Raw genomic sequence first — 24,930 nt, 5'->3', positions numbered from 1 at the left:
TGTAGATATCAGTGAACAGTAGAACGTAAATCGTGGGTTTCGTAAAGCACGTAGGCTTTTTCAATGGCTCTTTTACCTGAACTTATGAGCGGTGCTCACATTAATATAAATAAAATAGGGTGTAAGGCTATGATACTTATATTCTATTATCAATAAACTTGGTACATATATGAATATGTCAGCGAATAAAAACTCTCTTAATGTCAGTACGTTCTATTGGTAGTGATGTTGGCGCACGTTGTAAGCGTGGGCGACGGACAGCTACGGGTCTAAAAAATACTGATATTAAAAAGGCATATTGCGGTAGCCATTCATCCTTCAAAGTCTAACAATAATATCGCGGTCGTGATTGCTACTATATATCGTAGCGTCATCAGTCAGCGGTTATCTATTCAGGCAAAGCGATTGGTTACTCTTTATTTATCGTTCTTTATATATCGTCAATAATATCTTGGGTGTCTCAAGGTTAGGTATCACAGCTTTGGTTATCAGCGGGGCGTACTTGGCAAACAGAGTAATGGACCAGCTTGTCAGCATGGTATCGTATTTACCTCTTTATCGTCATCTGTTTGACCACCAATACTCAGGCAGCTATCGAACTATTTTTCGATCCTAACGCTAACCGACCCATACTTGCTCAACTATGCTGTCATAAATGACCATCAGATAAGTAATCATTAAATAATAAATAGTTATCAAAAAAAGTCGTTGTCATGCAGTTAGTGAGTCAATGTGGTGTTGTCATCCGTTAATAAATAGACTGATCGTCAAAGTTATTAACGCGATGGTATTTAGTGTCACTATTTGTTTTATGGTACCGAGTAAAATTCGATACAGTGTTTTAATTTATAGGGCTGTGTTTGGTAACGAATACCTTTAAATGCTAATGCCTCTAAACGACTGGCCCTACAATTAGATGAAACGTTTCATAGCAGCAGGGTAAATAGCATTGACCTCTTTACTAACAATCAGTAAACACTGGAAAGTAATAAAACAGTGACCAGCTATCTGAAACAACAATGATTATTGCTGTCGCCTCTGCTTAATTGTCGCTCAACATGCTAAACTATAACAAATCTTTGTGTAAATACCTAACTAAAAATGACAAACTCAAAAATGACTGACGACGCTCCTACCCATGAAGCGCCTGCTATTTTCAATAGTAAAACCCGCCCACAAAGCGCTGACGATGAGATTAGCAACTTCGGCAAGGTAAACTACCTTGAAGTAACACGCCATCAGCACGACCAGCGTTTGGATAACTTTTTGCTCAATCGCTTGAAGGGTTTGCCAAAATCGCACATCTATAAAATGATTCGCTCAGATGAAGTGCGCGTCAACAATAAACGCTGTAAGGCACATGATAGATTGCAGCGTGAAGACGTCGTGCGTATCGCACCTGTGGAGTTGGCAACACGTGACAAACCTATCATCAGTACTGAGTTTGCCAAAAGCTTGCTCGCTCGCGTGGTCTATGAAGATGAAGGCTTGATCGTACTAAACAAGCCTTTTGGTATTGCAGTGCATGGCGGTAGCGGCTTGGACTTCGGCGTCATCGAAGCCATGCGTGAAGTGACGGGCAAAAAGTATCTAGAGCTGATTCACCGCATCGACAAAGATACCTCAGGGCTGTTGATGATCTCCAAAAAACGCTCAACACTCAAAGTATTGCAGCAGCATTTGGTAGACAAGACTATTCAAAAGCACTATCTATGTCTGGCCAAAGGACAGCCTGCGCTGAATGAGCAACGTATCAATGCACCATTGTTACGCTATACGCTTGCTAATGGTGAGCGCCGTGTCAAGGTAGATAGCCAAGACCCGCAAGCCAAAGACAGCCAAACCGATATTATCATTCATGAGCGTTTTATGATTAATAGTCAGCCAGTTAGCCTCATCGAAGCCAAGCCACTAACTGGCCGTACGCATCAAATCCGTGTGCATTTGGCTCATATTGGTCATGCCATTTTGGGTGATGATAAGTATAACGTGCATGATAAATCAGGCGTTCATCGTCTGTGTCTCCACGCGTGGCGCTTAGATATTCCGGGTTATGACGCTATTACCGCACCATTGCCAGACGACATGGCGGATTGGCTACCAGAGACAGCCAAGTTGCCTGAATAAGTCTAAATATAATCATTTTGGTCTAAAAATGTAGACCTTTATAGAAACATGAAAACGTCACGATACCTTATTTAATCAATAAGCCGCCGTGACGTTTTCGTATCTGCTACTTACTATTGTTATTCGTTAAGGTGAATCCATGACTGCATTATTTACCACTGATACGCCAGAACTTACTCAACACTCTCAGCTAGCAGATGAGCACCGTCTATCTGATAAGACACTAATTATTTTTGACTGGGACGGTACGCTGATGGATTCTATCGGCTTAATTGTGGATTCTATGCATGTGGCTGGAGAGGCACATGGATTTAAGACGACTGATAAAGCGGTGAAAGACATCATTGGTCTGAGTTTAATGAATGGTATCGAGATTTTATATCCTTATGCAGATGAGTCGCAGACGCTCGCCATTCAGCAGACTTATGCAGAGTACTATATTGCTAATAGCCACTGCACGCCACTCTTTGAGCCGATAGAGGATATGTTGCAGACTCTGCAGGTGCAGGGCAAAAAGCTTGCTGTTGCAACTGGTAAAAAAAGAAAAGGGCTCGATCGTGTATTGGATGCCTCTGACAGTCGCGATTATTTTGTCATGACACGCTGTACTGATGAGTCAGGCTCAAAGCCTGATCCGCAGATGTTAACCGATATTTTGGCGTATACACAAAAAAAGGTTTCTGATGCCGTGTTTATCGGAGACAGTATCTATGATATTCAAATGGCAACCAAGCTTGGCATGACCAGTATCGCGGTCAACTATGGCACAGCAACAAGTGCAGAGCTTGCCGCTCAGCAGCCGACATATCAGGTTGATACGCCGCAAGCATTGGCTAAGCTATTGTGTGCTTAAATAAAAGCCTTTTTAACTTACATAAAAAAAGGGTTTATCGTTAATATCGACAAACCCCTTTTTTGATGCCTGGCAAAGACAATATTTATTCAGCATCTTTTGGTGCGTCTGTCACTGAGTTAGCTACCAGTTGTTCACTAGCATCATTAGCAGTATCATTTTGTGTCAGATTACTCTCAATGATTTTGTCATTATCAAGCTGGTAGTCGTACCATCTACCCATGACACCAGCCAGCTCATCCAGACCTTCTTTTCTCAAGGCTGAAAATAACTGGATAGTACAGTTTAAGCCGAGTTTTTTGAGTCTTTTGCGGGTATTGAGTAGGGCATTTTTGGACGCGCCATATTTTAGCTTGTCAGCTTTGGTGAGCAAAATATGGACAGGTAGCTCGCCATCTTTTGCCCAATGCAGCATCTGCTCGTCAAAAAACTTGAGTGGGTGACGAATGTCCGTCATCAGCACTAGGCCAGCAAGACTTGAGCGCGATACTAGATACTCTTCTAGCTCGACCTGCCATTCTTTTTTCATCTCAAGTGGTACAGCGGCATAGCCGTAACCTGGCAAATCAACCAGTCGTCTATCAGTGTTACCGATACTAAAAAAGTTAATCATCTGCGTGCGCCCAGGCGTTTTGGACGAGCGTGCAAGCTGGCGCTGATTGGTCAAAGCGTTGATAGCTGAGGATTTACCAGCGTTTGAGCGTCCTGCAAAGGCAACTTCTAATCCCATATCAGGTGGGCAAAGCTTAAAGGTGGGCGCTGAGGTCATAAATTCAGTCTGCTGAATTTTCTGACGAGATTTGGTGTTGAACAGCGCATGTTCGGCAGCAACATCGGTAAACGGGGTATTCATAAATGGCTCATTAATCTTAAAAAATTAGATACGGGTATAAAATTCTGGTTAGCTGGTGGTTGGTTTAAGCCATGACTTCAATTTAGCAAATATGCAAAAAGTGGAAAGAGGCTCTTCTTTATCAGCGCTTACACCTTGTAAAGTTAGCGATTTGATATTATCCGCTATTCTATACTATTACCTGTCTTACTTATTGAAATAACTGCGATTAGCATCATATAAATAGTAGGATAACATTAAAGTTAATTGTTGATTAGAATAAGTTTTTAGTGTTAACAAAGCTGAATATAATTTATCTATGTTTGCATGACATATATTGTTACAATGTTTAATAAAAGACATTTAGGACGTATTGAACATTCGACCATGGCACTGACAGCGACTATTTTTTAGGCGATTCGATGTTAAAAATAATAAGTTTAGTCACTCTAAGCGCTTATTTTTAACGATGAAGCGGCAAAAAAGAGTCCTGTCCCCTGCTTTTATCTTTGGGGCTGATGCTAAAATTGCCCCATACTGCGTTACAAATCTCGCTAAGGCATCTGCATTATCGTCGCTTTGTGCCTTGTCTGGAACCATTTTAGCGATCAGCAGTGCCTATTTGCGAATGTTCGACACGCCCTAATAGAACGATTGATGTGATACGTGAAATCTCACGAGGAGGTGCTCTATGTTTTCAATCAATAGACTTCTTAGTAAGGGCTATCATGCTCTAACAGTTGGCAGTGCTGCCTTATTGCTAAGTGGCATCATGATCAGTAGCGCAGGTGCGGCTGATATTGCTACTACTTATGATAACTCATGTGCAGCCTGTCATGATAGTGGCGCACTAAATGCTATCAAAAAAGGCGATAGTGCCAAATGGCAGAAACTTATTGAGCAAAAGGGCATGCCGACACTCATTAAATCTGTCAAAAGTGGCATGATTCAAATGCCAGCAGGCGGTCTTTGTAACACCTGTAGTGATGATGACTACCGTAAGCTTATCGAGTATATGAGCAAGTAGTCCATTTAGAAATGAAGCTTGAAGCGATAAGTAAGATAGAGCGCTGGGTTTACAACCTGAATGCGCTTTTTATTTTTGCCCTATACTTTAGGCTATGCTCATCAGAAAACTGATGAATACTACGATTAAGTAGGCAAATGATACAAAGTCTTGCTATAATAATCGAAAATAAACCCTGATGTTAGTAAGTACTTTCAGACTGCTTGTGTCCAAGACCTCAAAATATATGCCACGCCTATGATTAAAGAGGCGACTATATTAGGTATCTTATCCGTGCAATCACTCTAAATAATGCTTACGCCGAGCTAGTAGGATTTGTATCAATGAAAAAGTTAATCGCTGCTGCCAGCTTATGCGTTGCAAGTTTCAGCGTACAAGCTGCTATTATTGTTCCTGAGTATGACGTCGATGCAGGTCAGAAAATTGCAGAAACCGTTTGTGCTGCTTGTCATGGTCTTAATGGGGTCAGTATTGTTCCTGCGCAGCCAAACCTTGGCGGCCAAAATGTAAAATATCTTTATAAACAGTTAGTTAACTTTAAAGCAGGCTATCGCAAAAACGGTGTCATGCAGTCACAGGTTGCTAACTTGTCTCAGCAAGATCTAGCCAACGTGGCAGGTTACTACTCTAGCCAAGCGCCTTGGGGTGTTGGATACGGCAACCCTGCAACGAACCAAGAAGCCACCAAACTATTCTTGGGTGGCGATAAATCACGCGGTGTGATTGGTTGTGCTGGTTGTCATGGTCCGGATGGTGCAGGTAACCCTTGGGCAGCGTTTCCAAAATTAGGCGGGCAGCATGCTCAATACATTGCCACTCAGCTAAAACTATTCCGCGCCGCTGGACGTGCTGATGATATCGATAGCGATGATCAAAAACGTGTCAATGATGCTGCGAAAGAAGGTGAGATGGGTATGATGCAAACCGTTGCATCGAAATTATCAGATCGTGACATTCGTATCTTGTCAGACTATGTGAGTGCTATTCACTAATTAAACGGCACTGATGATCACTATCTGATACGCACGTTGTAGATAGAATTATTGATCATGTCTGAATTACTAAACCCCGATTTCGGGGTTTTTTTATAACTGTTTGTCCCTTATATTGAAAAGACAATGTACAGCTGAATTGCTTTACAGAGGCAACTCATTGCTCTGTATAATTATAAATTACCGTTATTCACTTTATACCATACTCAAAAATGCGATTAGCTGTATCGAACTCGTTTTGCTTGCTACTGTCGTTTTTGTGAATGGTATTAGATCGTTTGGATTGAGATTATGATGATCCGTTATGCTTCTTATTTTATCGCGGTATTGTTACCGCTGTTATTATTTCGCTGGTTTGCCCCTGCGTCAATCGGTGAGATCGATTTTTGGTTATTATGGCTGCTAGCAATGGTGTTGGTCGCGTTGCCAGTTGTTTATGCTGAGATAGCTTTGGCTTATCGTAGTGTCGAGGGACCTTTGGCCGGTATGCAAAAGCTCACTCGCGAATCAGATGCAAGCCCAATATGGCGAAGCTTTGGTTGGCTGGCTGCATTGGTTTCTATTGTGATTGCAGCATTGATCATATCAGGTGCCAGTACAGGGATATTAACCGCTTTGACTGAGCTTAATAGTACCCCTGATGTACCAAGTTTTGCGGTTGCCGCAGGGTTGATGGTTATTACTGTGCTATTAAGTCTGCTTGGGACCGCGCCTTTGCCTATTGGCCTCGGATTGATGGTCGTTGGATTAATACTGAGCATCGCAAATGGTGTGCCTAATATTAGTTTTGCTATGACCGATATTAGCTTGGTTGAATGGGCACGGGCAGTGGCGCTAGCATTGGTCAGTGTTGGTGCGGGTACAGGGTTGTACTGGTTCGGGCAAAACTTGGTCAGTAAGCAGACGGTCACTGCCGTGGAAGCAAGCAGCCAACAAGCACAAAGTAGGGCTGCTCGTGATTATCGTGCCACTAAATTGGTATTACCAATTTGGATTTTGCAGGTATTGGTAGGGGTTGTCGCGTTATTTATTAGTGGTATGTCGTTACCACCGATCGGGCAGCTACTCTATTGGGCTGGCGTACTATTCGTCGTTAGCTATTTGCTGCATTACAGTACTCAGCAGTTAGCGCATAAGTTTGGGCTGTTAGTTAGCTTGATAATAACTTTTGTTTTAGCATTGCTACTAGTGGTTGCGATTCCGACGACTTGGCTGGTAGGCATTCTAGTTATAGTGAGTAGCATAGCGGTACTACTATTATCGGTATTTGCAGGATGGCAGATGAAGATCAGTCATTTACGCAAATCATTGAACTTTAGCAGCGAAGCATTCTATAACTTATGGCGAGTCGCGATACGTCTTGTCGTACCGCTGGCATTGCTATTGGCGTTAATAGGTTGGGTAATACAGTGGTTGAGCTAACAGGTGATGTCAGTAAGCATAGTAATAGTAATGCACTGCAATCGGAGTTAATGACAGTCTATCTGGCGTATGCGGAAGATGAGCAGCGCCAGCATTATCTGGTGTTAGAGGTTAGCCAAGGTACGAGTCTGTATGAGGCACTAGGCAAAGCTGGCTGGCTTGAAAGGTTTGCAGCGCTGGCAAAATGGTGTGAGCAAGCAGTAAACGTTACAACGCCAACCGCTAAACGTTGGCATGTGGGCATCTATGCACAAAAACAGCCGCTGAATTATCTATTGCAGCCTTTTGACCGTATCGAGGTATATCGCAGTTTAAGCGCTGATCCAATGTCTCAGCGCAAAAATAAATCTCGCGGTTAAGTTATTATTAATTTTAACTGTTAGTCATTCGAGCTGATAAATCGTACGGATTACGATGCTGGCAAGCTCTCGATACCTTCGATGCGAGTGACCAAACCATTATCATCAAAGTAAACGACTAAGTGTTGGCTTGCATTTTTGACATCAGCAATGCCTTTACGGCGGCCTTCGGTGCCTGCTTGGTAATCGTAAATGTAATCCCAGCGCTTAGGTTCAAGGGTATCTCTAATCGCAGGACTGCCAAGGATATAAAGTACTTGGTTCTGATTCATCCCTACTTTTAGTTTTTGTGCTTGGGTTTGAGTAATCGCTGTGCCTTGAGGCAAATCAATCTTATAAACGCTCAATAGTGAGCAGCCAGACATAGCGACAGTAGCGCTCAGCATACTGGTGATAACAATGTTACGTAGTACGCTGGCATGGCTTAACGGACGAAAATTTAATGTCTTTATCATGGTAAGATGACTCATAAGAAATGAATTAGGCGCGGCCAAAGTTAGATGGTGCGAGTCTGACCGACAATCTTGGACAAATGATACGTCATTTACTTGCAATTGCCTACCACTTACGACATTATTTACCAAACACCACCTGAATGGTTTTATTATTTATATTTTAAATTCATAGGCTTGCACTGCGGTTATTCAGGGAATTATAAAGCAGTCCGTCACCTCATCAGCACTGTTTTGAGGGTGTTAAAACCACTTATATTTAATAAAGAATAATCAGCAACGATTATTTATCTCATATTTTTTAGTTTTTCATTTGCTAAGACTGTCACAGTCAGAAGGGATATTATGGCTTCTTTTACCAATCAAGATTTACGTAGAGCAGGATTGAAAGTTACGTTGCCTCGTATTAAGATTTTAGAGCTGCTAGAAAGCGCCGAGTTACACCACATGAGTGCAGAAGAAATATACAAGGCGCTCATCGAACAAGGTGAAGATGTTGGTCTTGCCACGGTCTATCGTGTACTCACCCAATTTGAGCAGGCGGGCATTGTAGAGCGTCATAACTTTGAAAATAACTTGTCAGTGTTTGAAATTACCCAAGAAGAGCATCACGATCACTTGGTTTGCGATGTTTGTGGCAAAATCATTGAATTCCATAATGAGATGATCGAGGAAGAGCAGCTGAAAGTCGCAGAAAAGCACGGCTTTAAACTATCGGGTCACTCGTTAGTCTTATATGGTATCTGTGCTGACCAAGCTTGCAGAGACAGTGCCAAGTAAAGACCTTGGTTATCAATTAAAGCTTTATTTTTATAAATGACTCTAAGATCTCTTATATTAAAAAGCCCTTATTATTGATAATGAGGGCTTTTTTGAGTTTAATTTTTCAGTATGTACTGACATCACTCTCAATAGCTTAACTGATGTCTAAAGATAAACTATCCGCACCTTCATCTAAATTAGCCTTACCGTTTTTGCTACTGAGCTTAATTTTTAGGCGTAAGTCGTTAGGGGAGTCAGCATGCAAAATTGCCTCTTTATAAGTGATCTCTCCTTGTTCATACAAGTCAAAAAGCGCTTGATCAAAGGTTTGCATACCGCTGTCTCGAGAGCGTGTCATGACGTCTTTGATTTCATGCACCTCACCTTTACGGATATAGTCGCTAATTAGCTGTGAGTTTAATAAAATCTCAATAGCAGCACGGCGTCCTTTGCCATCAGGGGTTGGAATGAGCTGCTGAGCGATAATGGCCTGCAAGTTCAGTGACAAATCCATAAATAGCTGATTATGACGACTGGTTTCAAAGAAATGAATAATACGGTCAATCGCTTGGTTGGCATTATTGGCATGCAAGGTTGCAAATACCAGATGCCCTGTCTCAGCGTACTGGATAGCGTAGCTCATGACCTCACGGTTACGAATCTCACCAATCAAAATGACATCTGGTGCTTGGCGCAACGTATTTTTTAGTCCTGCTTCAAATGAATGAGTGTCGATACCGACTTCACGCTGAGTGATGATACAACCACGATGTTTATGGACAAACTCGATAGGGTCTTCTATGGTAATGATATGCCCATGAGAGTTTTGGTTACGATGTCCAATCATAGCCGCGAGCGTAGAGGATTTACCTGTGCCGGTCGCGCCGACCAGCAAGATAATGCCGCGCTTTTTCATGGCCAGTTCTTTGAGCGCTGGCGGCAAGCGTAGTTCCTCAACAGTTGGGATCTTATTCTCAATTTTCCGTAAAATCATTCCTGCCATATCGCGCTGTATGAATGCACTGACCCGAAAGCGTGCTTGCTGTGCTTCATCAGATATAGCAAATTGACACTCGTTCGTCTCTTTAAATTCTTTTTGCTGGCTAGGGGTCATCACTCCTTTGACTAACATCATGGTTTGATCAGCGGTCAAAGGGGTTTTACCGACAGGTAAAATTTTTCCATTTACTTTCATGGAAGGCGCTACATCAGCAGTAATAAAAAGGTCAGAGCCATTTTTATTAATCATCAACTGCAATAATTTATCAATGTCCATATCGTACCTGCATTCGATGTAAGTCGATTAAAAGTTATTTAGAGTAGTGTATTAAAGGTCATTCATAGAGACCAATAACAATTTAGCACCATTCACGCTTTTTTGTGATTTGGCTGAGACTATAAAAATGCCTCAGGTTGCTTGGCATAAGGACGAGCCACATCTTTACTGATGGTGCCTTTTGCAACCAAGTTCTTTAAGGTTTGATCAAGCGTAATCATGCCTTCGCCTGCACCCGTTTGGATGGCAGAATACATCTGAGCAATTTTGTTTTCACGTATTAAGTTACGGATAGCGGGTGTGCCTAGCATGATTTCATGAGCTGCCACACGTCCACCAGCTTGACGACGCAATAGGGTTTGTGAAATAACGGCTTGTAGTGACTCCGATAGCATGGCACGAATCATATCTTTTTCGGCGGCAGGGAATACGTCGATGACACGGTCAATCGTCTTAGCGGCTGAGCTAGTATGCAGAGTGCCGAATACTAAATGTCCTGTTTCGGCCGCAGTCAGTGCCAAACGAATGGTCTCAAGGTCACGTAACTCACCAACCAAGATGACATCTGGATCTTCTCGCAATGCCGAACGTAATGCAGGCTCAAAACCTAAGGTATCGCGGTGCACTTCACGCTGGTTAATCAGGCTTTTTTTCGATTCATGGACAAATTCAATCGGATCTTCAATCGTTAAAATATGCTCTTTACGACTTTCGTTAATATAATTAATCATGGCCGCTAGCGTCGTCGATTTACCCGAACCAGTTGGGCCGGTAACTAACACCACGCCACGTTTGAAGTCTGAGACACGTTTGAACACGTCGCCCATCCCTAAGTCTTCCATGGTCAATACTTTAGAAGGGATGGTACGAAATACCGCGCCTGCGCCGCGATTTTGATTGAATGCATTGACTCGAAAACGTGCCAAATTTGGAATCTCAAAAGAAAAATCTGTCTCAAAGAACTCTTCAAAATCAGCGCGCTGCTTGTCGTTCATAATGTCATAAATGAGCTGATGAACCACTTGGTGCGTCATCGCAGGCATATTGATGCGTGTCATCTCACCATCGGTACGAATCATCGCAGGCATGCCAGCTGAAATATGTAAATCCGATGCTTTATGTTTGACCGTAAAACGTAGCAAGTCTTCGATACTTAAGGTGTTTTTTTCAGCCATAATCCGATATTCCTATCAATTAGTCAGGGTAAGACAAAAGAGCATAAAGGCACGTGGTAAACTATCCATCAATCGCTTTGTTCAAGCGTAAAATATTGAAGAGTGAACCAGCATGCCGTCTTTACCACCGCTATCATATTCAGTAGCATATGTTAAAGCATGTAACAATATCATAACAAGACTGTGAGTATTTAACCATCTACTCCTTTAAGAAAATATGAAATTAGTCATTTTTCAGCTAATTTCATATATGAGCGATAAATAATTTTTATTAAAAATATTTAAATTAAGCAGTCTCAGCCATAAACTTTTTATAAAACCTATTAAAAATTAAGTAAATTTTGAGAGCCTTATATATGACTGATATGAAAGAGACAAATCAAAGTGTTGATAATCAGACGCTTGTCGCTAATTGGCAGCAAGTCAAAGAGCAAATGACCCAAGCCTATGAACAGGCATCTGAACGAGATAGTAGATCTGCCAATACTACCATTTTGCTAGCCGTGTCAAAAACCAAGCCTGCCAATATGATTGCTACTTTGGCGAATGAGGGACAGCAGCACTTTGGCGAGAACTATCTACAAGAAGCCATTGAAAAAATAAATACGCTAAAATCGAATCCTGCATGCGCGGATATCGTCTGGCATTATATCGGCAGTATTCAGCGTAATAAAACACGCGATATTGCCGAGCATTTTGATTGGGTGCAAACCCTTGAGCGCGATATCATTGCCAAACGTTTAAACGATCAACGCCCAGATGAGCTCCCAGCATTGAACGTATTAATTCAGGTAAATATTGATAACGAAGACAGCAAGTCAGGTTGCCTACCAGCAGAACTGCCAGCATTGATCATAGCGATTAAAGGCTATGAGCGCTTGCAACTGCGCGGGTTGATGATTATCCCTGCAAAGGCAGATACAAACGCTTTTGCACGAACCAAGGCATTGTTTGACGATATAAAAGCCAGCCATCCAGAGTTGAATGCTTGGGATACACTTAGTATGGGGATGAGTGGTGATATGGCAGAGGCGATAGACAACGGCTCTACCATGGTACGTGTTGGTACGGCTATCTTTGGTGCGCGAGACTAAATCATGTCCCTAATGCAAACGTTTATCACCATTCTGAAAATACGAACACGCCCTAGAATCCTGCGTACTAGGCCAATCGAATGAGTCACTAATTGACCGATCAAGTCGTCTCTTCTAATCTGGTCACTAGCATTTGCGTGATTTTTAGATTGTCTGTTGCAATGATTTCAAACCGATAATTGGCATACTCGATCGTATCAGTCTTCTTAGGAATTTTGCGCAGCATATACATCATAAAGCCACTGATGGTCTCATAGTTCTCACTGCGCGGTAAATCGACGATATCTAATGCACGAATGACATCTTCAATAGGGGTCATACCATCGATCAACCATGAGTTGTCTGTGCGCTGAACAATAGGCTGCTCCTCAAGCGTCACAAGCTCGCCCATCACAATGCTCATCACGTCTTTGAGTGTGATAACACCAACCACAAGCCCATATTCATTCACGATGACAGCGAAGTCTGCGCCAGTCGATTTGAACATCTCTAATACTTCAAACAAAGACAACGTATCAGGTACAAATAGTGCCGGTTTTAATAGAGATTTGTCTGTCAGATTGACCTCTTGCTGATTTAAAACCAAGGCCAGAAAGCTACGAGACTCTACATAACCCACGATATGTTCTAGGTCGTCATCATGGCAGACCAAAAACTTATTGTGCGGCTGCTCAATCATGATATTTACGACTTCTTCGGTACTGGTTTTGGTATCAAAATAAACGATATTTTCGCGTGGGTTCATCACTGAGGTGACGGTACGCTCCTGCATATCAAAGATATTTTCTATCAGATGATGTTCTTGCTTTTTTAGCACGCCTGCTTCAGCGCCTGCATCCATGACGGCATAGATATCTTCTGGGGTCATATCATCTTGGCGGATGGTTGAGATACCAAAGGATTTAAAAAGGATATTTGCAGCGCCATCGAACACCCAGATAATGGGTTTTAATACAAAAATCAAGAGAATCATTGGGCGTACAAGGCGGACCGCTATCGCCTCAGCACTCGACATTGCCAAGCGTCTGGGCATGAGATCGGCAAGTAATGAAAACAGACTGGTGATGAGTACAAACGATATCACTGAAGCCACCGCTTCACTATTAAACATCTGCTCTAGATAAGGACTAATGGCTGACTCGCCTACAGCACCCGCCGAGATAGCAACCGCGTTGAGTACTATCTGTACGACCGTGATAAAGCTCCCAGGGTGATCCTGCATATTGAGGACATCAAGTGCGCGAACATCGCCTTCTTTGGCCATGATTTGCAATTTGATTTTGCGCCCTGCGGCAATCGCAATTTCAGCAGCAGAGACAAAGGTACTCAAGGCAAGTAGAAGGAGAAGAAAAACACTGGCAGTTAGCAAGCTCATGACATACTCGAAAAGAAGTAAAGAGGAATTGGGTCAAAAATAATCAGTAGTTAAAGGGAGAAAATCAGAAGGTGAACGGTAAATTTGTTCATGTATAAAAACCAAAAAAGCTGGGCAAGCACCCAGCTAATAGGAAAAATTCGACGTTTTGTCAAACGATCTGACTTGCACCTTTCAACTCATAAATTCGTAAATCATATAGGGCGTGTTGAACATTCGCAAATAGGCACTGCTGATCGCTAAAATTGTTCCAGACAAGGCACAAAGCGACGATAATGCAGATGCCTTAGCGAGATTTGTAACGCAGTATGGGGCAATTTTAGCATCAGCCCTAACGATAAAAAGCAGGGGACAGGACTCTTTTTTGCCGCTTCATCGTTAAAAATAAGCGCTTAGAATGACTAAACTTATTATTTTTAACATCGAATCGCCTAAAAAATAGTCGCTGTCAGTGCCATGGTCGAAATGTTCAACACGCCCTAAGCTGAAAGGCAAGTGCGATTTAGCCTTTAATGGACCACTTATTGACCAACGGATAGCGGCGTTCACGTCCAAAAGCTTTGTGGCTGATCTTTGTACCGATGGGCGATTGCAAGCGTTTATACTCGCTGTTGTCTACCATTTTGATGACTTTTGCGACCATCTCAGCATCAAAGCCTTTATCGATAATTTCCTGATAGCCCATGTCTTCATCGATATAAGACATCAAGATACCGTCCAATACATCATAGTCAGGCAAGCTGTCTTGATCTTTTTGATCTGGACGTAGCTCAGCAGATGGCGGACGAGTAATAACGCGCTCAGGGATGACAGGCGTGTCTTCTAGGCGATTGCGGTAGCTTGCCAATTTATAGACTTGTGATTTATACACGTCTTTTAGTACATCAAAGCCGCCAGCCATATCGCCATACAAGGTTGAGTAACCAACCGCTAATTCTGATTTGTTACCTGTCGTGATCACCAAATGACCAAACTTGTTGGACAGTGCCATCAAGACAACACCGCGAGCACGGGCTTGTATGTTCTCTTCGGTTGTATCCGCTGGTGACTTGTTAAATAGAGGCGCTAACGTATGACGGATACCTTCGACGGCGTCGAAAATAGGACACACGGTATAAGAGACATTTAAGCGACGTGCCTGAGCCTGTGCATCTTCTAGACTGATTTGAGAGGTATATTCGTACGGCATCATGACGGCATAGACCTTGTCAGCGCCCAACGCATCAACCGCGATACAGAGTGTCAGTGCTGAATCAATACCACCTGATAGTCCAACAATAATGCCAGAGAATCCTGAGTGATTGACATAGTCGCGTAGACCGACGACCAATGCCTGATACATCTCAGACTCACGGCTTAGAGACAAAGGTGCTTTGGCTTGATTGTTGAATTTAGCCGTTTTGACATCTAAAGTGGCCAATAATAACTGATTCATGAAGCGCGGTGCTTCATGGGCCACGCTGCCATCGGCTTGCACAGCCATAGAGCCGCCATCAAATACAAGATCGTCTTGACCGCCAACTGCATTGACATAGACGATAGGCAAGTTGTTTTCACGGCTGCGCTTGGCAAGCATGGCTTTGCGGTTGTTTTGTTTTTCAATCTCAAAAGGTGAGGCGTTTAAGCTAACAATGAGGTCAGCACCTTGTTTTTTGAGTTCAGCAATCGGGTTTTTGTCCCACAAATCTTCACAAATGAGCAGGCCAATCGTAATGCCTTTATAGTCAAATAAGACTTGATTGCGACCTTTATCAAAATAACGGCGCTCATCAAATACACCATAGTTTGGCAACATCTGCTTGTGATAGAAGCCCTTTTGATGACCATTATGTAAGATAGCAGCGGAGTTAAAAGTACCGTGATGATCGACATGCGGATAGCCGACAATCATGACGATATCGTCGATATCACTCAAGGTAGATAAGGCGCTTTTGACACGGCCTGATAGGCTTGGGCGTAGCAATAAATCTTGCGGAGGATAGCCTAGTAGCGCCAGCTCTGGAAATACGATAACGTCAGCACCTTGTTCGCGTGCTTGTAATGCAAGCGTGCGCATTTTTTCAACGTTGGTTGCGATATCGCCTACCAAAAAATGTGACTGCGCTAAAGCAAAAGTGACCGTATCTTGTGGTTTGTTGGTCTTGCTGGCTTCATGTGAGGGGTTAAGATTGGGATTATCAGTGTCTTTTGACATTGTTATTGTTCCTATCGATATATTATTAAAATTTGGTGAGTCTGTATTGATTTAAAATAAAATCAAAGTAAGTCCGAAATTCATTCAAAACTGCGTGCTTGCTTATCAAGCTCGAATGTTGAGTTGATATGACAAGCCTAAATCCTACATAATTGCTTAGACAATGCTTAAAAGCATAATTGCTTATGCCTCCTATCCCAAATGATCGTGCCATCCTAAAATGAGATCTTATGATAGTCTAGAAGAAGACGATACAAGAGGGTCTGGAATCTGCTTTGATAGATGCGATGTTTATGCAACGACAAAAATAAAAGCGTACAAATGCACTTAACTATATTGAAAAGCTTAAAATAATTGCTTTAGTATAACATCAATTGTCGTGACAAATAGAACGCACCAGTGAATTCCCTGATAAGATTGCAGTTTAATAGCTGAATATAAAAGCAGCTGCGATGGCACTGTTTTTCACAGTAAATCCATGCATTATGCGCTAGTCATTCCGGTCATCATCTAGTAAGCTTGCATAGACAAAGTTGTAAGTAAAGATTACAACATAGCGTTATATAATTATCATAATCTATTGCATAATGGAGCGTAATAGCTGCGTTTTTCGCGATGTTATTTATCAGAGTGATAGTTTGTAAATACGCAGTATTGCCATGTGATTTAATGGGTTTGACACCGTTTTTTCTTTATATACTTATAATCTACCATCCTCGCTAATGGATACAGTTTATGGACAGCGTCTATAAGCTGATGTTTATCACACATTTATAAACTTGCCAGCAAAGTTATCGTTTGCTGTCCGCTCTTGGTTTATACGCTATGATTGAAAATTGGACAAAAGAATTTATTATCCAGCGCTTGCTTGCGATTACTTTGCTGGTTGCGCTGTTCGTATTATGCTTTAAAGTGGTGCAGTTTTTTATTGTACCGGCATTGTGGGCGGCAATTTTGGCGTATGTGACGTTCCCTGTTTATGAGTTTTTTCACGAAAAAGTTAAACTGAGTCCAGATTTTAGCGCTGCCATTATGACCGTGAGCATCTCCTTGATAATAGGTGTGCCATTGGTTATTGGTGTGTTTATTTTGCAGCAAGAAGCGTTGAGCTTAATCAGTAATTTGGTCTATCGTATTAAAGTGGGCTATTTGGATGTGCCTGACTCATTTAAAGACTTGCCGATTATCGGTCAGCAAATCAAAGACGTACTGTGGCGAATCAATAAAAACCCAGAAGGCACGCTAGAAGCCTTCCGTCTTTGGGTTCAGTCGCACTTGTATTATGGCAAGGTAGCATTTGACGTGGTGTTCAGTGGTCTGGCTAAGCTGGGTATGGCGCTGATGACACTATTCTTTTTTTATCGTGATGGCACCAGTCTGGTTCGTCAGATTCGCCAAGCGCTGCGTAACATCATCGGCAATCGCATCGACGGTTATATTGACTCTGTAGGTACAACCACGCGTGCGGTGGTATACGGCATCGGGCTGACGGCATTGGCTCAGGCGCTATTGGCTGGTATCGGCTATTACTTCGCTGGTGCGCCAAGCCCTATTTTATTGACCATTGTTACATTTATTATTGCGTTGATTCCCTTTGGTACGCCATTTGTTTGGGGCGGTGTATCTGTCTGGCTCTTGAGCCAAGGACATACTGCAGAAGGGATTGGTTTGGCACTATGGGGCGTGTTTGTTATTAGCTGGGTGGATAATCTCATTCGACCTATTGTTATTAGCGGCGCGACCAAAATCCCATTTATTATTATTTTTATCGGTGTGTTGGGCGGTCTAACCGCATTTGGGTTTGTTGGATTGTTCATCGGCCCTGTGGTACTGGCTATCGGTCTTGCCGTATGGCGCGAGTGGATATCGCAGCACAAAAATGAGATATTTGCGCCGCAAGACGTCACGCTCTCTGACTCAAATGCCATAGCGCCAGTACATAATCCAGCACAAGACACAGTCAGTGGAAATGAGTCTACATAGAAAACCCTTATCGATAGAGAAAATTGCCAATGACAAACAATGATATTGCAGATGCTATGGACAATAAGATAAACCAGATGGCCAAAGGTATCACGATCGTTGCTGATAGCAATATCGCTAGCCTGAATGATTTTTTTAATCACGCTACATTAGGTCAGTTGTCTGGGCAAACAGTCAAAATTATACCGGTCGCTGGTCGTGATATTGACGCAAAGCTGCTGTCTGAAGTACAGCCAGATATTTTGTTAATACGCTCGGTCACGCAAGTCAATGAGGCGCTGTTGGCTGAAAATCACAGTGTGCAATTTGTTGGCTCAGCGACTATCGGTACAGATCATGTCGACCAAGACTATTTAGCGATGCGCGATATTACTTTTGCCAATGCCGCTGGTTGTAGCAAGCACTCGGTGGCTCAGTATGTACTGACGGCTATCTTGACCATACGTCCAAACTACTGGCAGCAGCCTGTGACACTCGGTATCATCGGCCTTGGCAATATTGGCAGTACGCTTGCTCAGTATGCCAATGACTTGGGCTGGCAGGTGCTTGGATACGATCCATTATTACCAAGCTCTACTATTAATAATGCCAGCCTTGAGCAGGTGCTTTCTCAAAGTAACGCGGTGAGTTTGCATGTGCCTTTGACAAGTGAGAAAGTTGATAGTGATGCTAAAGGCAGTGACTATCCAACGCGTCATCTCATCAATGCAGAGACATTGGCCATGATGCCTGCTGATACCATATTGATTAATAGCGCGCGCGGCCCTGTGATTCATGAAAATGATCTCAAGAACGATATTGCTCATACTGGGCGGCAAGTGGTTTTGGATGTGTTTGAGCATGAGCCAACGGTTGCTGATAGCCTACTAGCTAAGCTCACAATCGCCACACCGCATATCGCTGGCTATACATTAGAGGGCAAGCTACGTGGTACGCAAATCATCTATGATGCCTTGTGTGAGAAGCTAGCGATCATACCTGCCCAGTCGATGTCTAACCTGCTACCACTTAACTTGTTTTTGTGGTCTGAGCTAAAAGCACACCCAGACAGATTGCCAAAATTTTATGACATTATGCAAGATGATGCCTCATTGCGAAGCAAAATATCTGGTGGAAACTCTGATAAACAAGTGAATGGCGCAGATTTTGACGGTCTGAGGCGTGATTACCACTTGCGCCGTGAGTGGCAATCCTAATCTAGCAACTTAAAAATACTATTCTTAAAAACATAAATAATCTACGTCATTGAAGCATTATTATTTATGAATCACGGTAGACAGTCATGAGCCAATCAAGCAGTACCTCTAGTCATCAACCTAACTACGCACCCACCATAACACTGGCAATGGCACAACAACGCGCCAAGTTTATCGGTGATATTCGCCAGTTTTTTATCAGTCGTCAGGTACTGGAAGTACAGACGCCGCTTTTATCGCAAGCAGGTAACACCGACACTTTTTTGCAATCAGTGGCAGCGCACGTAACCTATCAAGATCGTCCTCGTACCTATTATTTGCATACGTCTCCTGAGTTTGCGATGAAGCGTTTATTGGCTAGCTGGCAAGTGCCTATTTATCAGATTTGTCCTGTGTTTAGGGATAATGAGATAGGCGTGCGTCATAATATCGAATTTACGATGCTAGAGTGGTATCAGCCCAATTACAGCCTCGATGATATGGCAGGTGAGCTTAATGAGTTGCTTACGGCGCTTTATGGTCATCCAATGGTGATGAGCCATTATCGCTATGTCGATGCTTTTATGGATTTTGTCGGTATACATCCACTGACAGCGAGCCTATCTGCGCTCCAAGCGGTAGCAGAAGATAGAGGGTTGATAGGATTTGATTTTAATGATGCTGATGATAGCGAAGCAAATCGTCGCCAGAACTGGTTAGATTTACTATTTAGTCATGCAGTAGAGCCAAATTTGGGACATGATTTGCCGACACTGATCATAGAATATCCACCTGCGACAGCTGCATTGGCAAAGACAGCGCTAGATAAAGAAGGCAATAAAATAGCGAAACGCTTTGAGCTTTATATCAATGGCATTGAGATTGCCAACGCTTATGATGAGCTGGCAGATGGTCCAGCATTGCGAGCACGTTTTGAGCAAGACAATCAATTACGTCATCGTCATGGGTTGCCGAAAATGCCCATTGATGAGCATTTAGTTGCTGCATCTGATGATTTGATTCCTTGTAGTGGTATTGCGGTCGGTGTTGATCGATTGCTCATGGTGATAACGGGCGCAAAAACTTTAGAGGAAGTGATTGCTTTTCCGAGTGGTCAAGCATAACCAACAGGTAGTTTTTATTCATAGCAGCAAGAAAAAAGGTCGTTACCGATTTACCAATTAAATATTGGCGAATCGATAACGACCTTTTTTATAATCTGATTCAGTGATTTGAATTACGTAGTTATAGCTTGGCAGTCAGATCTATCTAAATAGTGACAGTTTATACTGTAGCAATGGCTTCATTGATGTCGATATCACCATTGTGCAAGTTGAATACTTTTCCAATAGTATTATCGGCGGTTAGGACAGCCGCCAGCGTCGTTGCGACATCTTCAATAGCATTTTCACCAGAGCTGGTATCATTGATAGTGATTTTGCCTGTACCGTCACGTTCTTTCAGTGCACCCGGCTGTACGATTGTATAGTCGAGTGAGCTATTATTCACGAGCCAATGATCAGCGTAATGCTTAGAGATATAGTAGTCTTTTAGATCTGCAATGTTAGGGTTGTTATCCCATTTCTCAGTCTCTAGCGAAAAGACAGAGCTAAGCATAATATAGCGTTTGATACCTTTGTCTTGCGCGGCTTGCATGGTCTTTACTGCACCGTGTAAGTCGACTTCTAGTACATTTTTACCACCAGATCCTGCGACAAAATAGACAGCATCAATATCTTGATCCAGTTGTTTCTTGATAGACTCTTTGCTGGCGGTAATATCCAAATCTAGCTGAGTATAGTTGTCATTGTCAAACAGCTTTTTTTCTTGGCGAGTCGTACCAATTACTTGGTGTTCGTCAGCTAATAATTGCTTAACCAATTCACCACCGACACGGCCACTGGCACCAATGACTAAAATCTTCATAATCATTCCTATTTTTATTTGAGTTCTGTTATTTGAGGCATTTAGTGAATGTGTTTATCTCAAAAACTGACTGTATCGTAACAAAAATAATCCGCACGCTTCGTTATAAAGCGTGCGGATTGGATAGGAGTTGGTTATAGAGTGTATACGGTTTGCAAGAAAGCAATATTTGCCAAGCAAGATTCGCTATCTAGAGGATAGTACTTTAATGAGATTAGAAGGGTAACAGCGCTAACGTACTAAGCGATTCAGACCGTCGGCAAAAGCTTTTTTATCGCGGTCGCCGTAGGGTTTTTGACCGCTCATCTCTTGCAGCTCTAGGACACCAGTACCGCGCATGGTGTCCATAAAATCGCGCATATTAAGCTTTTGCTTGATGTTATTTTTGTCATAGACCACGCCGCGTGTGGTTAGCACCAAGCCGCCTTTGTCCAAAATATCATTGGCTAAAGGTATGTCGCTTGTAATCGCCAAGTCGCCTGCCTGTATTTGCTCGACGATATAATCATCAGCCTTGTCAAACCCTGATGACACAACCGTCATGACGAGCAGAGGAGATTTGCGTAGTTTGATTGGCTGGTTGGCGACGAATATCGCCATCGTTTTGGTACGTTCAGCCGTTTTGATAATCAAATCTTTGGCAATCAATGGTACGGAGTCGGCATCCACCCAAATTTGCATTATTTCTTCGCCTTTTCTGTCTTTGGCGACAATTCTGCCAGACTGTCTGCTTCACCACTGTTATCTTCTAAGACGTCGTTTTTAGTTTTGGCATCTGCGGTATTAGAGTGAGTATCGATATTCGCGTATTCTTTGTCCAAACCTACTTTATTTGGCAATACGGCAACCAGCTTTGCCATAGCGGATTCTAAGTCAGTCACGTCATTGGGCATCAAGGTAATATGAGCAATCTTGCGATCATCACGCTCAGCTTTATGATAGCTATGATAGTGAGCGCCATCGATATTTAGCACGGCACTGATATCAGGATATTGGCCGAGTACGTTGACCATAATCGCTGGATGGACGTTGTCCGTATCACCGAGTGGTAAGTTGACCACAGCACGGATATGGTTTTCAAACTGGCTAGTAACCGCGCCTTCGATGCTCCAGTGGCCAGAGTTGTGTACACGCGGGGCAATCTCATTGGCCAGTATCGTGGTATGACCGCGAGCATCTTTGGTGACAAACAATTCAAGTGCCATGACGCCCACATAGTCTAGATGGTTCATGATCTTTGTGATGGCGTCTGTTGCCTGCTGGAGCAGGTGGCTGGTACCGACCGCAGGTGCTTGAGTTTTTGCCAAAATACCGTGATGATGATGGTTTTCGACCAAATCATAACAGCGTATCTGACCATTTTGCGCTCTTGCGGCAATGATAGAGACTTCACGATTAAAGTTAATGAAACCTTCAGCAATCAGTGGCGCAGGTGTTGGCGTGAGTGACCCTTTGCCACTAACAGCGTCTTTTAGCGCAAGCCAAGCAGTTTTAATGTCACTCTCTTGTTTGATAACAAACTGACCTTTGCCATCGTAGCCACCGCGGCTGGTTTTCAAAACGATAGGCAGGCCTAACGCTTCACAAGCTTGTTTTAACTCAGCTTCAGAATGAACAGCCATAAATGGCACGGTGGCAATATCGAGCGTATTGAACATCTGCTTTTCTTTTAGACGGTCTTGGGCGATATCAAGCGCAATCAGTGGTGGGAACATACCTTGCTTGCTGCCAGATTTTGACACGCTCGTTAATTGCTCGACCGTAGACGTTGGTGTGTTCTCGAACTCTAAGGTAAAGACATCAGCGGCTGCCATAAAGTCGACTAATTGATCGCTATGAAACACGTGACCGTATAGGCTGGCAGGGCATTCTGGATTGTCTTCTAAAAACACGCATTGGTAACCGAGTGGCATCGCGGCTTCGGCAAGCATCATACCAAGCTGACCACCGCCTAAAATACCGATGGTACGAATGGTTTGGGTAACAGGATAAGCGTTTGCTGTAGTCATGAAAGGCTCTTTGAATAAAAGTGAATGAGGTCTGTGTTGTATTAAAATTTAAAACGCAATGGGTGAAAATAGGAAAAGGTGCACTATAGGCACCTTATATCTAGTATGACGTACTGAAAAATAAAATGTGGTAGCTCTTGTTTTTAGGCGATCAATACAAAATACTATGCTAAAAAAGCTAGTCACTCTATATTTATTTAAGAATTAATAATACCGGGTGTTGGGCTAGCGAGAATGGTCTCGGTTTGCGTCTGACGCATCTCATCCAGCTTAGTAGCAATCGTTTCATCATGCAAGGCTAAGACTTGAATCGCAAGTAGGGCAGCGTTATAAGCGCCAGCGGTACCAATCGCCAATGTCCCAACAGCAACGCCTTTGGGCATTTGCACGATAGACAACAGACTGTCCCAACCACTTAGCATAGAGGATTTTACAGGGACGCCAAATACAGGTAGTGGTGTTTGGCTCGCACACATACCAGGCAGATGAGCGGCACCGCCTGCACCCGCGATAATCACTTGTAGACCATTGTCTTTTGCGCTTTTGGCGTAATCAAATAGCCTGTCAGGTGTACGGTGAGCAGAAACCACTTCACACTCAAAGGCAACATCAAAGTCTGCTAGCAATTGTGCTGCGGCACTCATGGTCGCCCAATCAGATTGCGAACCCATAATAATGCCGACTTTTGGTTGACCAGCAGGGGAGGTGATTGGACCGTTCTGGTTAGCCGCAGTATTGGTGGTGCTCATGATTGGATATCCTCAAAAAGACCATCATACAAAAATTTTGCTACACTCGTAAAGCCAAGTTTGACTTTTAATAATGATATGGTGTTAATAGCATTTATATCACTGGTTTATCTCTATTCTTTTGTCGTGATAATGCTGCACAAAGCGAGAAGCTGTCAGTGGTAATGGCTGTTCGGTATCCAGCTGATAGCAAGTCAAGTAGCCACTATCTACCGCTGCCGAATAATCAGTACAGGCGACTTGTGGACTGAGTGGCTCAGGTGTACCAGTGAGCCAATAGTGACCGACAAAAACAGGTTTATGTGTTTGAATCGCAAAGTCAATATTTTCAGCCAGTGCATCAGGCGGTATTTGTGCCAATGCGGAGGACGGTGCACGAGCGACCTCACGAAGCGTGCGCTGATTCAACGCATCAAGCCACCAACGCACCCGTACTCGTCTGCGTTCAGTGCCTTCTTTATCTACCATCACAATACCATCAGGCAAGCCCGTCTCGACCCCTTTTAGTACACGCTCTAAGGCATCAAAAGCGATAGTATCTTCTTTAGCGGTTGCGATTAGACCTTCAGAGGTTAGGCAGTTATTATCCGTCAGCAGGGGCTCTAGAACCGCCATGCTATCTACATCCCAGCAAGCATGGACGAAACAGGCATAATCTGTCTCAATCCACAGAGGTATCTCGTACAAGCGCTGCAACCAGTATTCGTGCTGCTCTGAGCCGAAAGGTATCTCTGCCAAGAATGCTTCATGTTGGCGTTTATGTACCGCATTATGTGAGCGCAGATACTGGCTAGAATCCTCAGGATCGAGCGTAGCATAAGCCAAGGCATTATATTCATGATTGCCCATCACCGCATCGGCCACGTCCGCGTCTAACATCGCAAAGACAATCTCTAATGTGGCCAGTTGCTGCGACCCACGGTCAATCAAATCGCCAATGAATAATGCCCTGTGACCTGCCGGTGGCACAAAATGCTGACCGTTATGCTCGTATCCTAATTGGTTTAACAAACCAACGAGCTTGTCTGCATAACCATGAATATCACCGATAATATCTATAATCATAATGAAATATTAAATCTCAAACGTAAAAGTAAGCAACTTGCTTAATTGTCCTGATTCAAAGAATTTCTATTTGAGAAAACAGT

General features: G+C 43.0%; 22 protein-coding genes. 11 read left to right on the top strand and 11 right to left on the bottom strand.

Annotated elements, in window-relative coordinates; translation table 11 throughout:
* Positions 1–1,116: 1,116 nt before the first annotated feature.
* Positions 1,117–2,127 (top strand): RluA family pseudouridine synthase, encoded by a 1,011-nt coding sequence (locus AOT82_RS06960; RefSeq protein ID WP_071002375.1) that lies wholly within the window; start codon positions 1,117–1,119, stop codon positions 2,125–2,127.
* Between the two features lie 139 nt (positions 2,128–2,266).
* The gene (locus tag AOT82_RS06955) at positions 2,267–2,980 is read left to right on the top strand and encodes an HAD family hydrolase (RefSeq protein WP_071002374.1); all 714 of its coding nucleotides are present in this window, start codon (positions 2,267–2,269) and stop codon (positions 2,978–2,980) included.
* Positions 2,981–3,065: 85 nt separating this feature from the next.
* On the opposite strand, the gene yihA is transcribed toward AOT82_RS06955, so the two are convergent.
* Entirely contained in the window at positions 3,066–3,833 is a 768-nt protein-coding gene (yihA, locus tag AOT82_RS06950; protein ID WP_071002373.1) for a ribosome biogenesis GTP-binding protein YihA/YsxC, read from the bottom strand.
* Between the two features lie 670 nt (positions 3,834–4,503).
* Between yihA and AOT82_RS06945 the strand changes: the two genes are divergently transcribed.
* From AOT82_RS06945 to AOT82_RS06930, 4 genes are all read left to right on the top strand, one after another.
* Positions 4,504–4,839 (top strand): c-type cytochrome, encoded by a 336-nt coding sequence (locus tag AOT82_RS06945; RefSeq protein WP_058024226.1) that lies wholly within the window; start codon positions 4,504–4,506, stop codon positions 4,837–4,839.
* A 323-nt stretch (positions 4,840–5,162) separates the two neighbouring features.
* Positions 5,163–5,831 (top strand): c-type cytochrome, encoded by a 669-nt coding sequence (locus tag AOT82_RS06940; protein WP_071002372.1) that lies wholly within the window; start codon positions 5,163–5,165, stop codon positions 5,829–5,831.
* A 291-nt stretch (positions 5,832–6,122) separates the two neighbouring features.
* Positions 6,123–7,253, top strand: coding sequence for a hypothetical protein (locus tag AOT82_RS06935; protein WP_071002371.1), 1,131 nt, complete (start codon positions 6,123–6,125; stop codon positions 7,251–7,253).
* Positions 7,229–7,612 carry an RnfH family protein gene (locus AOT82_RS06930; RefSeq protein ID WP_227517114.1) on the top strand — a complete coding sequence of 128 codons (384 nt, stop codon included), beginning with the start codon at positions 7,229–7,231 and terminating at the stop codon, positions 7,610–7,612. The genes AOT82_RS06935 and AOT82_RS06930 overlap by 25 nt, the downstream gene beginning before the upstream one ends.
* 50 nt (positions 7,613–7,662) lie before the next feature.
* Here the strand turns inward: AOT82_RS06930 and AOT82_RS06925 are convergent, their stop codons facing one another.
* Complete coding sequence (locus tag AOT82_RS06925) at positions 7,663–8,082, bottom strand: outer membrane protein assembly factor BamE (protein WP_058024230.1); 420 nt, start codon at positions 8,080–8,082, stop codon at positions 7,663–7,665.
* 327 nt (positions 8,083–8,409) lie between these two features.
* Between AOT82_RS06925 and fur the strand changes: the two genes are divergently transcribed.
* A complete protein-coding gene (fur, locus tag AOT82_RS06920; protein ID WP_058024231.1) occupies positions 8,410–8,844 on the top strand; it encodes a ferric iron uptake transcriptional regulator in 435 nt (144 codons plus the stop codon).
* A 136-nt stretch (positions 8,845–8,980) separates the two neighbouring features.
* On the opposite strand, the gene AOT82_RS06915 is transcribed toward fur, so the two are convergent.
* Together AOT82_RS06915 and AOT82_RS06910 are read right to left on the bottom strand one after the other, a co-directional pair.
* The gene (locus AOT82_RS06915; protein WP_071002369.1) at positions 8,981–10,102 is read right to left on the bottom strand and encodes a PilT/PilU family type 4a pilus ATPase; all 1,122 of its coding nucleotides are present in this window, start codon (positions 10,100–10,102) and stop codon (positions 8,981–8,983) included.
* 119 nt (positions 10,103–10,221) lie between these two features.
* Positions 10,222–11,277: a type IV pilus twitching motility protein PilT gene (locus tag AOT82_RS06910; protein WP_071002368.1), complete on the bottom strand. Its 1,056-nt coding sequence runs from the start codon at positions 11,275–11,277 to the stop codon at positions 10,222–10,224.
* A gap of 365 nt (positions 11,278–11,642) precedes the next feature.
* On the opposite strand from AOT82_RS06910, the gene AOT82_RS06905 reads away from it, so the two are divergent.
* Entirely contained in the window at positions 11,643–12,371 is a 729-nt protein-coding gene (locus AOT82_RS06905) for a YggS family pyridoxal phosphate-dependent enzyme (RefSeq protein WP_071003702.1), read from the top strand.
* Positions 12,372–12,471: 100 nt separating this feature from the next.
* On the opposite strand, the gene AOT82_RS06900 is transcribed toward AOT82_RS06905, so the two are convergent.
* Together AOT82_RS06900 and AOT82_RS06895 are read right to left on the bottom strand one after the other, a co-directional pair.
* A complete protein-coding gene (locus tag AOT82_RS06900) occupies positions 12,472–13,746 on the bottom strand; it encodes a hemolysin family protein (protein ID WP_071002367.1) in 1,275 nt (424 codons plus the stop codon).
* A gap of 502 nt (positions 13,747–14,248) precedes the next feature.
* A complete protein-coding gene (locus AOT82_RS06895; RefSeq protein ID WP_071002366.1) occupies positions 14,249–15,940 on the bottom strand; it encodes an NAD+ synthase in 1,692 nt (563 codons plus the stop codon).
* 825 nt (positions 15,941–16,765) lie between these two features.
* Between AOT82_RS06895 and AOT82_RS06890 the strand changes: the two genes are divergently transcribed.
* The 3 genes from AOT82_RS06890 to epmA all read left to right on the top strand — a co-directional run bounded on the left by AOT82_RS06890 (position 16,766) and on the right by epmA (position 20,222).
* Positions 16,766–17,923: an AI-2E family transporter gene (locus AOT82_RS06890; protein ID WP_071002365.1), complete on the top strand. Its 1,158-nt coding sequence runs from the start codon at positions 16,766–16,768 to the stop codon at positions 17,921–17,923.
* Positions 17,924–18,000: 77 nt separating this feature from the next.
* On the top strand, positions 18,001–19,119 hold the full coding sequence (locus tag AOT82_RS06885; RefSeq protein WP_071003701.1) for a 4-phosphoerythronate dehydrogenase: 1,119 nt from the start codon (positions 18,001–18,003) through the stop codon (positions 19,117–19,119).
* Positions 19,120–19,205: 86 nt separating this feature from the next.
* Positions 19,206–20,222: an EF-P lysine aminoacylase EpmA gene (gene epmA / locus AOT82_RS06880; RefSeq protein ID WP_071002364.1), complete on the top strand. Its 1,017-nt coding sequence runs from the start codon at positions 19,206–19,208 to the stop codon at positions 20,220–20,222.
* 160 nt (positions 20,223–20,382) lie between these two features.
* On the opposite strand, the gene AOT82_RS06875 is transcribed toward epmA, so the two are convergent.
* The 5 genes from AOT82_RS06875 to AOT82_RS06855 all read right to left on the bottom strand — a co-directional run bounded on the left by AOT82_RS06875 (position 20,383) and on the right by AOT82_RS06855 (position 24,847).
* Positions 20,383–21,024 carry an NAD(P)H-binding protein gene (locus AOT82_RS06875; RefSeq protein WP_071002363.1) on the bottom strand — a complete coding sequence of 214 codons (642 nt, stop codon included), beginning with the start codon at positions 21,022–21,024 and terminating at the stop codon, positions 20,383–20,385.
* A 231-nt stretch (positions 21,025–21,255) separates the two neighbouring features.
* Entirely contained in the window at positions 21,256–21,705 is a 450-nt protein-coding gene (locus AOT82_RS06870; RefSeq protein WP_071002362.1) for a YaiI/YqxD family protein, read from the bottom strand.
* Positions 21,705–23,033 (bottom strand): 5-(carboxyamino)imidazole ribonucleotide synthase, encoded by a 1,329-nt coding sequence (locus AOT82_RS06865; protein ID WP_071002361.1) that lies wholly within the window; start codon positions 23,031–23,033, stop codon positions 21,705–21,707. Before AOT82_RS06865 ends, AOT82_RS06870 begins: the two co-directional genes overlap by 1 nt.
* Positions 23,034–23,230: 197 nt before the next feature.
* Positions 23,231–23,782 (bottom strand): 5-(carboxyamino)imidazole ribonucleotide mutase, encoded by a 552-nt coding sequence (gene purE, locus AOT82_RS06860; protein ID WP_058024241.1) that lies wholly within the window; start codon positions 23,780–23,782, stop codon positions 23,231–23,233.
* A 99-nt stretch (positions 23,783–23,881) separates the two neighbouring features.
* A complete protein-coding gene (locus tag AOT82_RS06855) occupies positions 23,882–24,847 on the bottom strand; it encodes a metallophosphoesterase (protein ID WP_071002360.1) in 966 nt (321 codons plus the stop codon).
* Between the last annotated feature and the right edge of the window lie 83 nt (positions 24,848–24,930).

Source organism: Psychrobacter sp. AntiMn-1 (assembly GCF_001854065.1).
Taxonomy (GTDB): Bacteria; Pseudomonadota; Gammaproteobacteria; order Pseudomonadales; family Moraxellaceae; genus Psychrobacter; species Psychrobacter pacificensis.
Note: the sequence above shows the minus strand (reverse complement) of the source record. Positions and strands in the feature narration are given on the sequence as shown.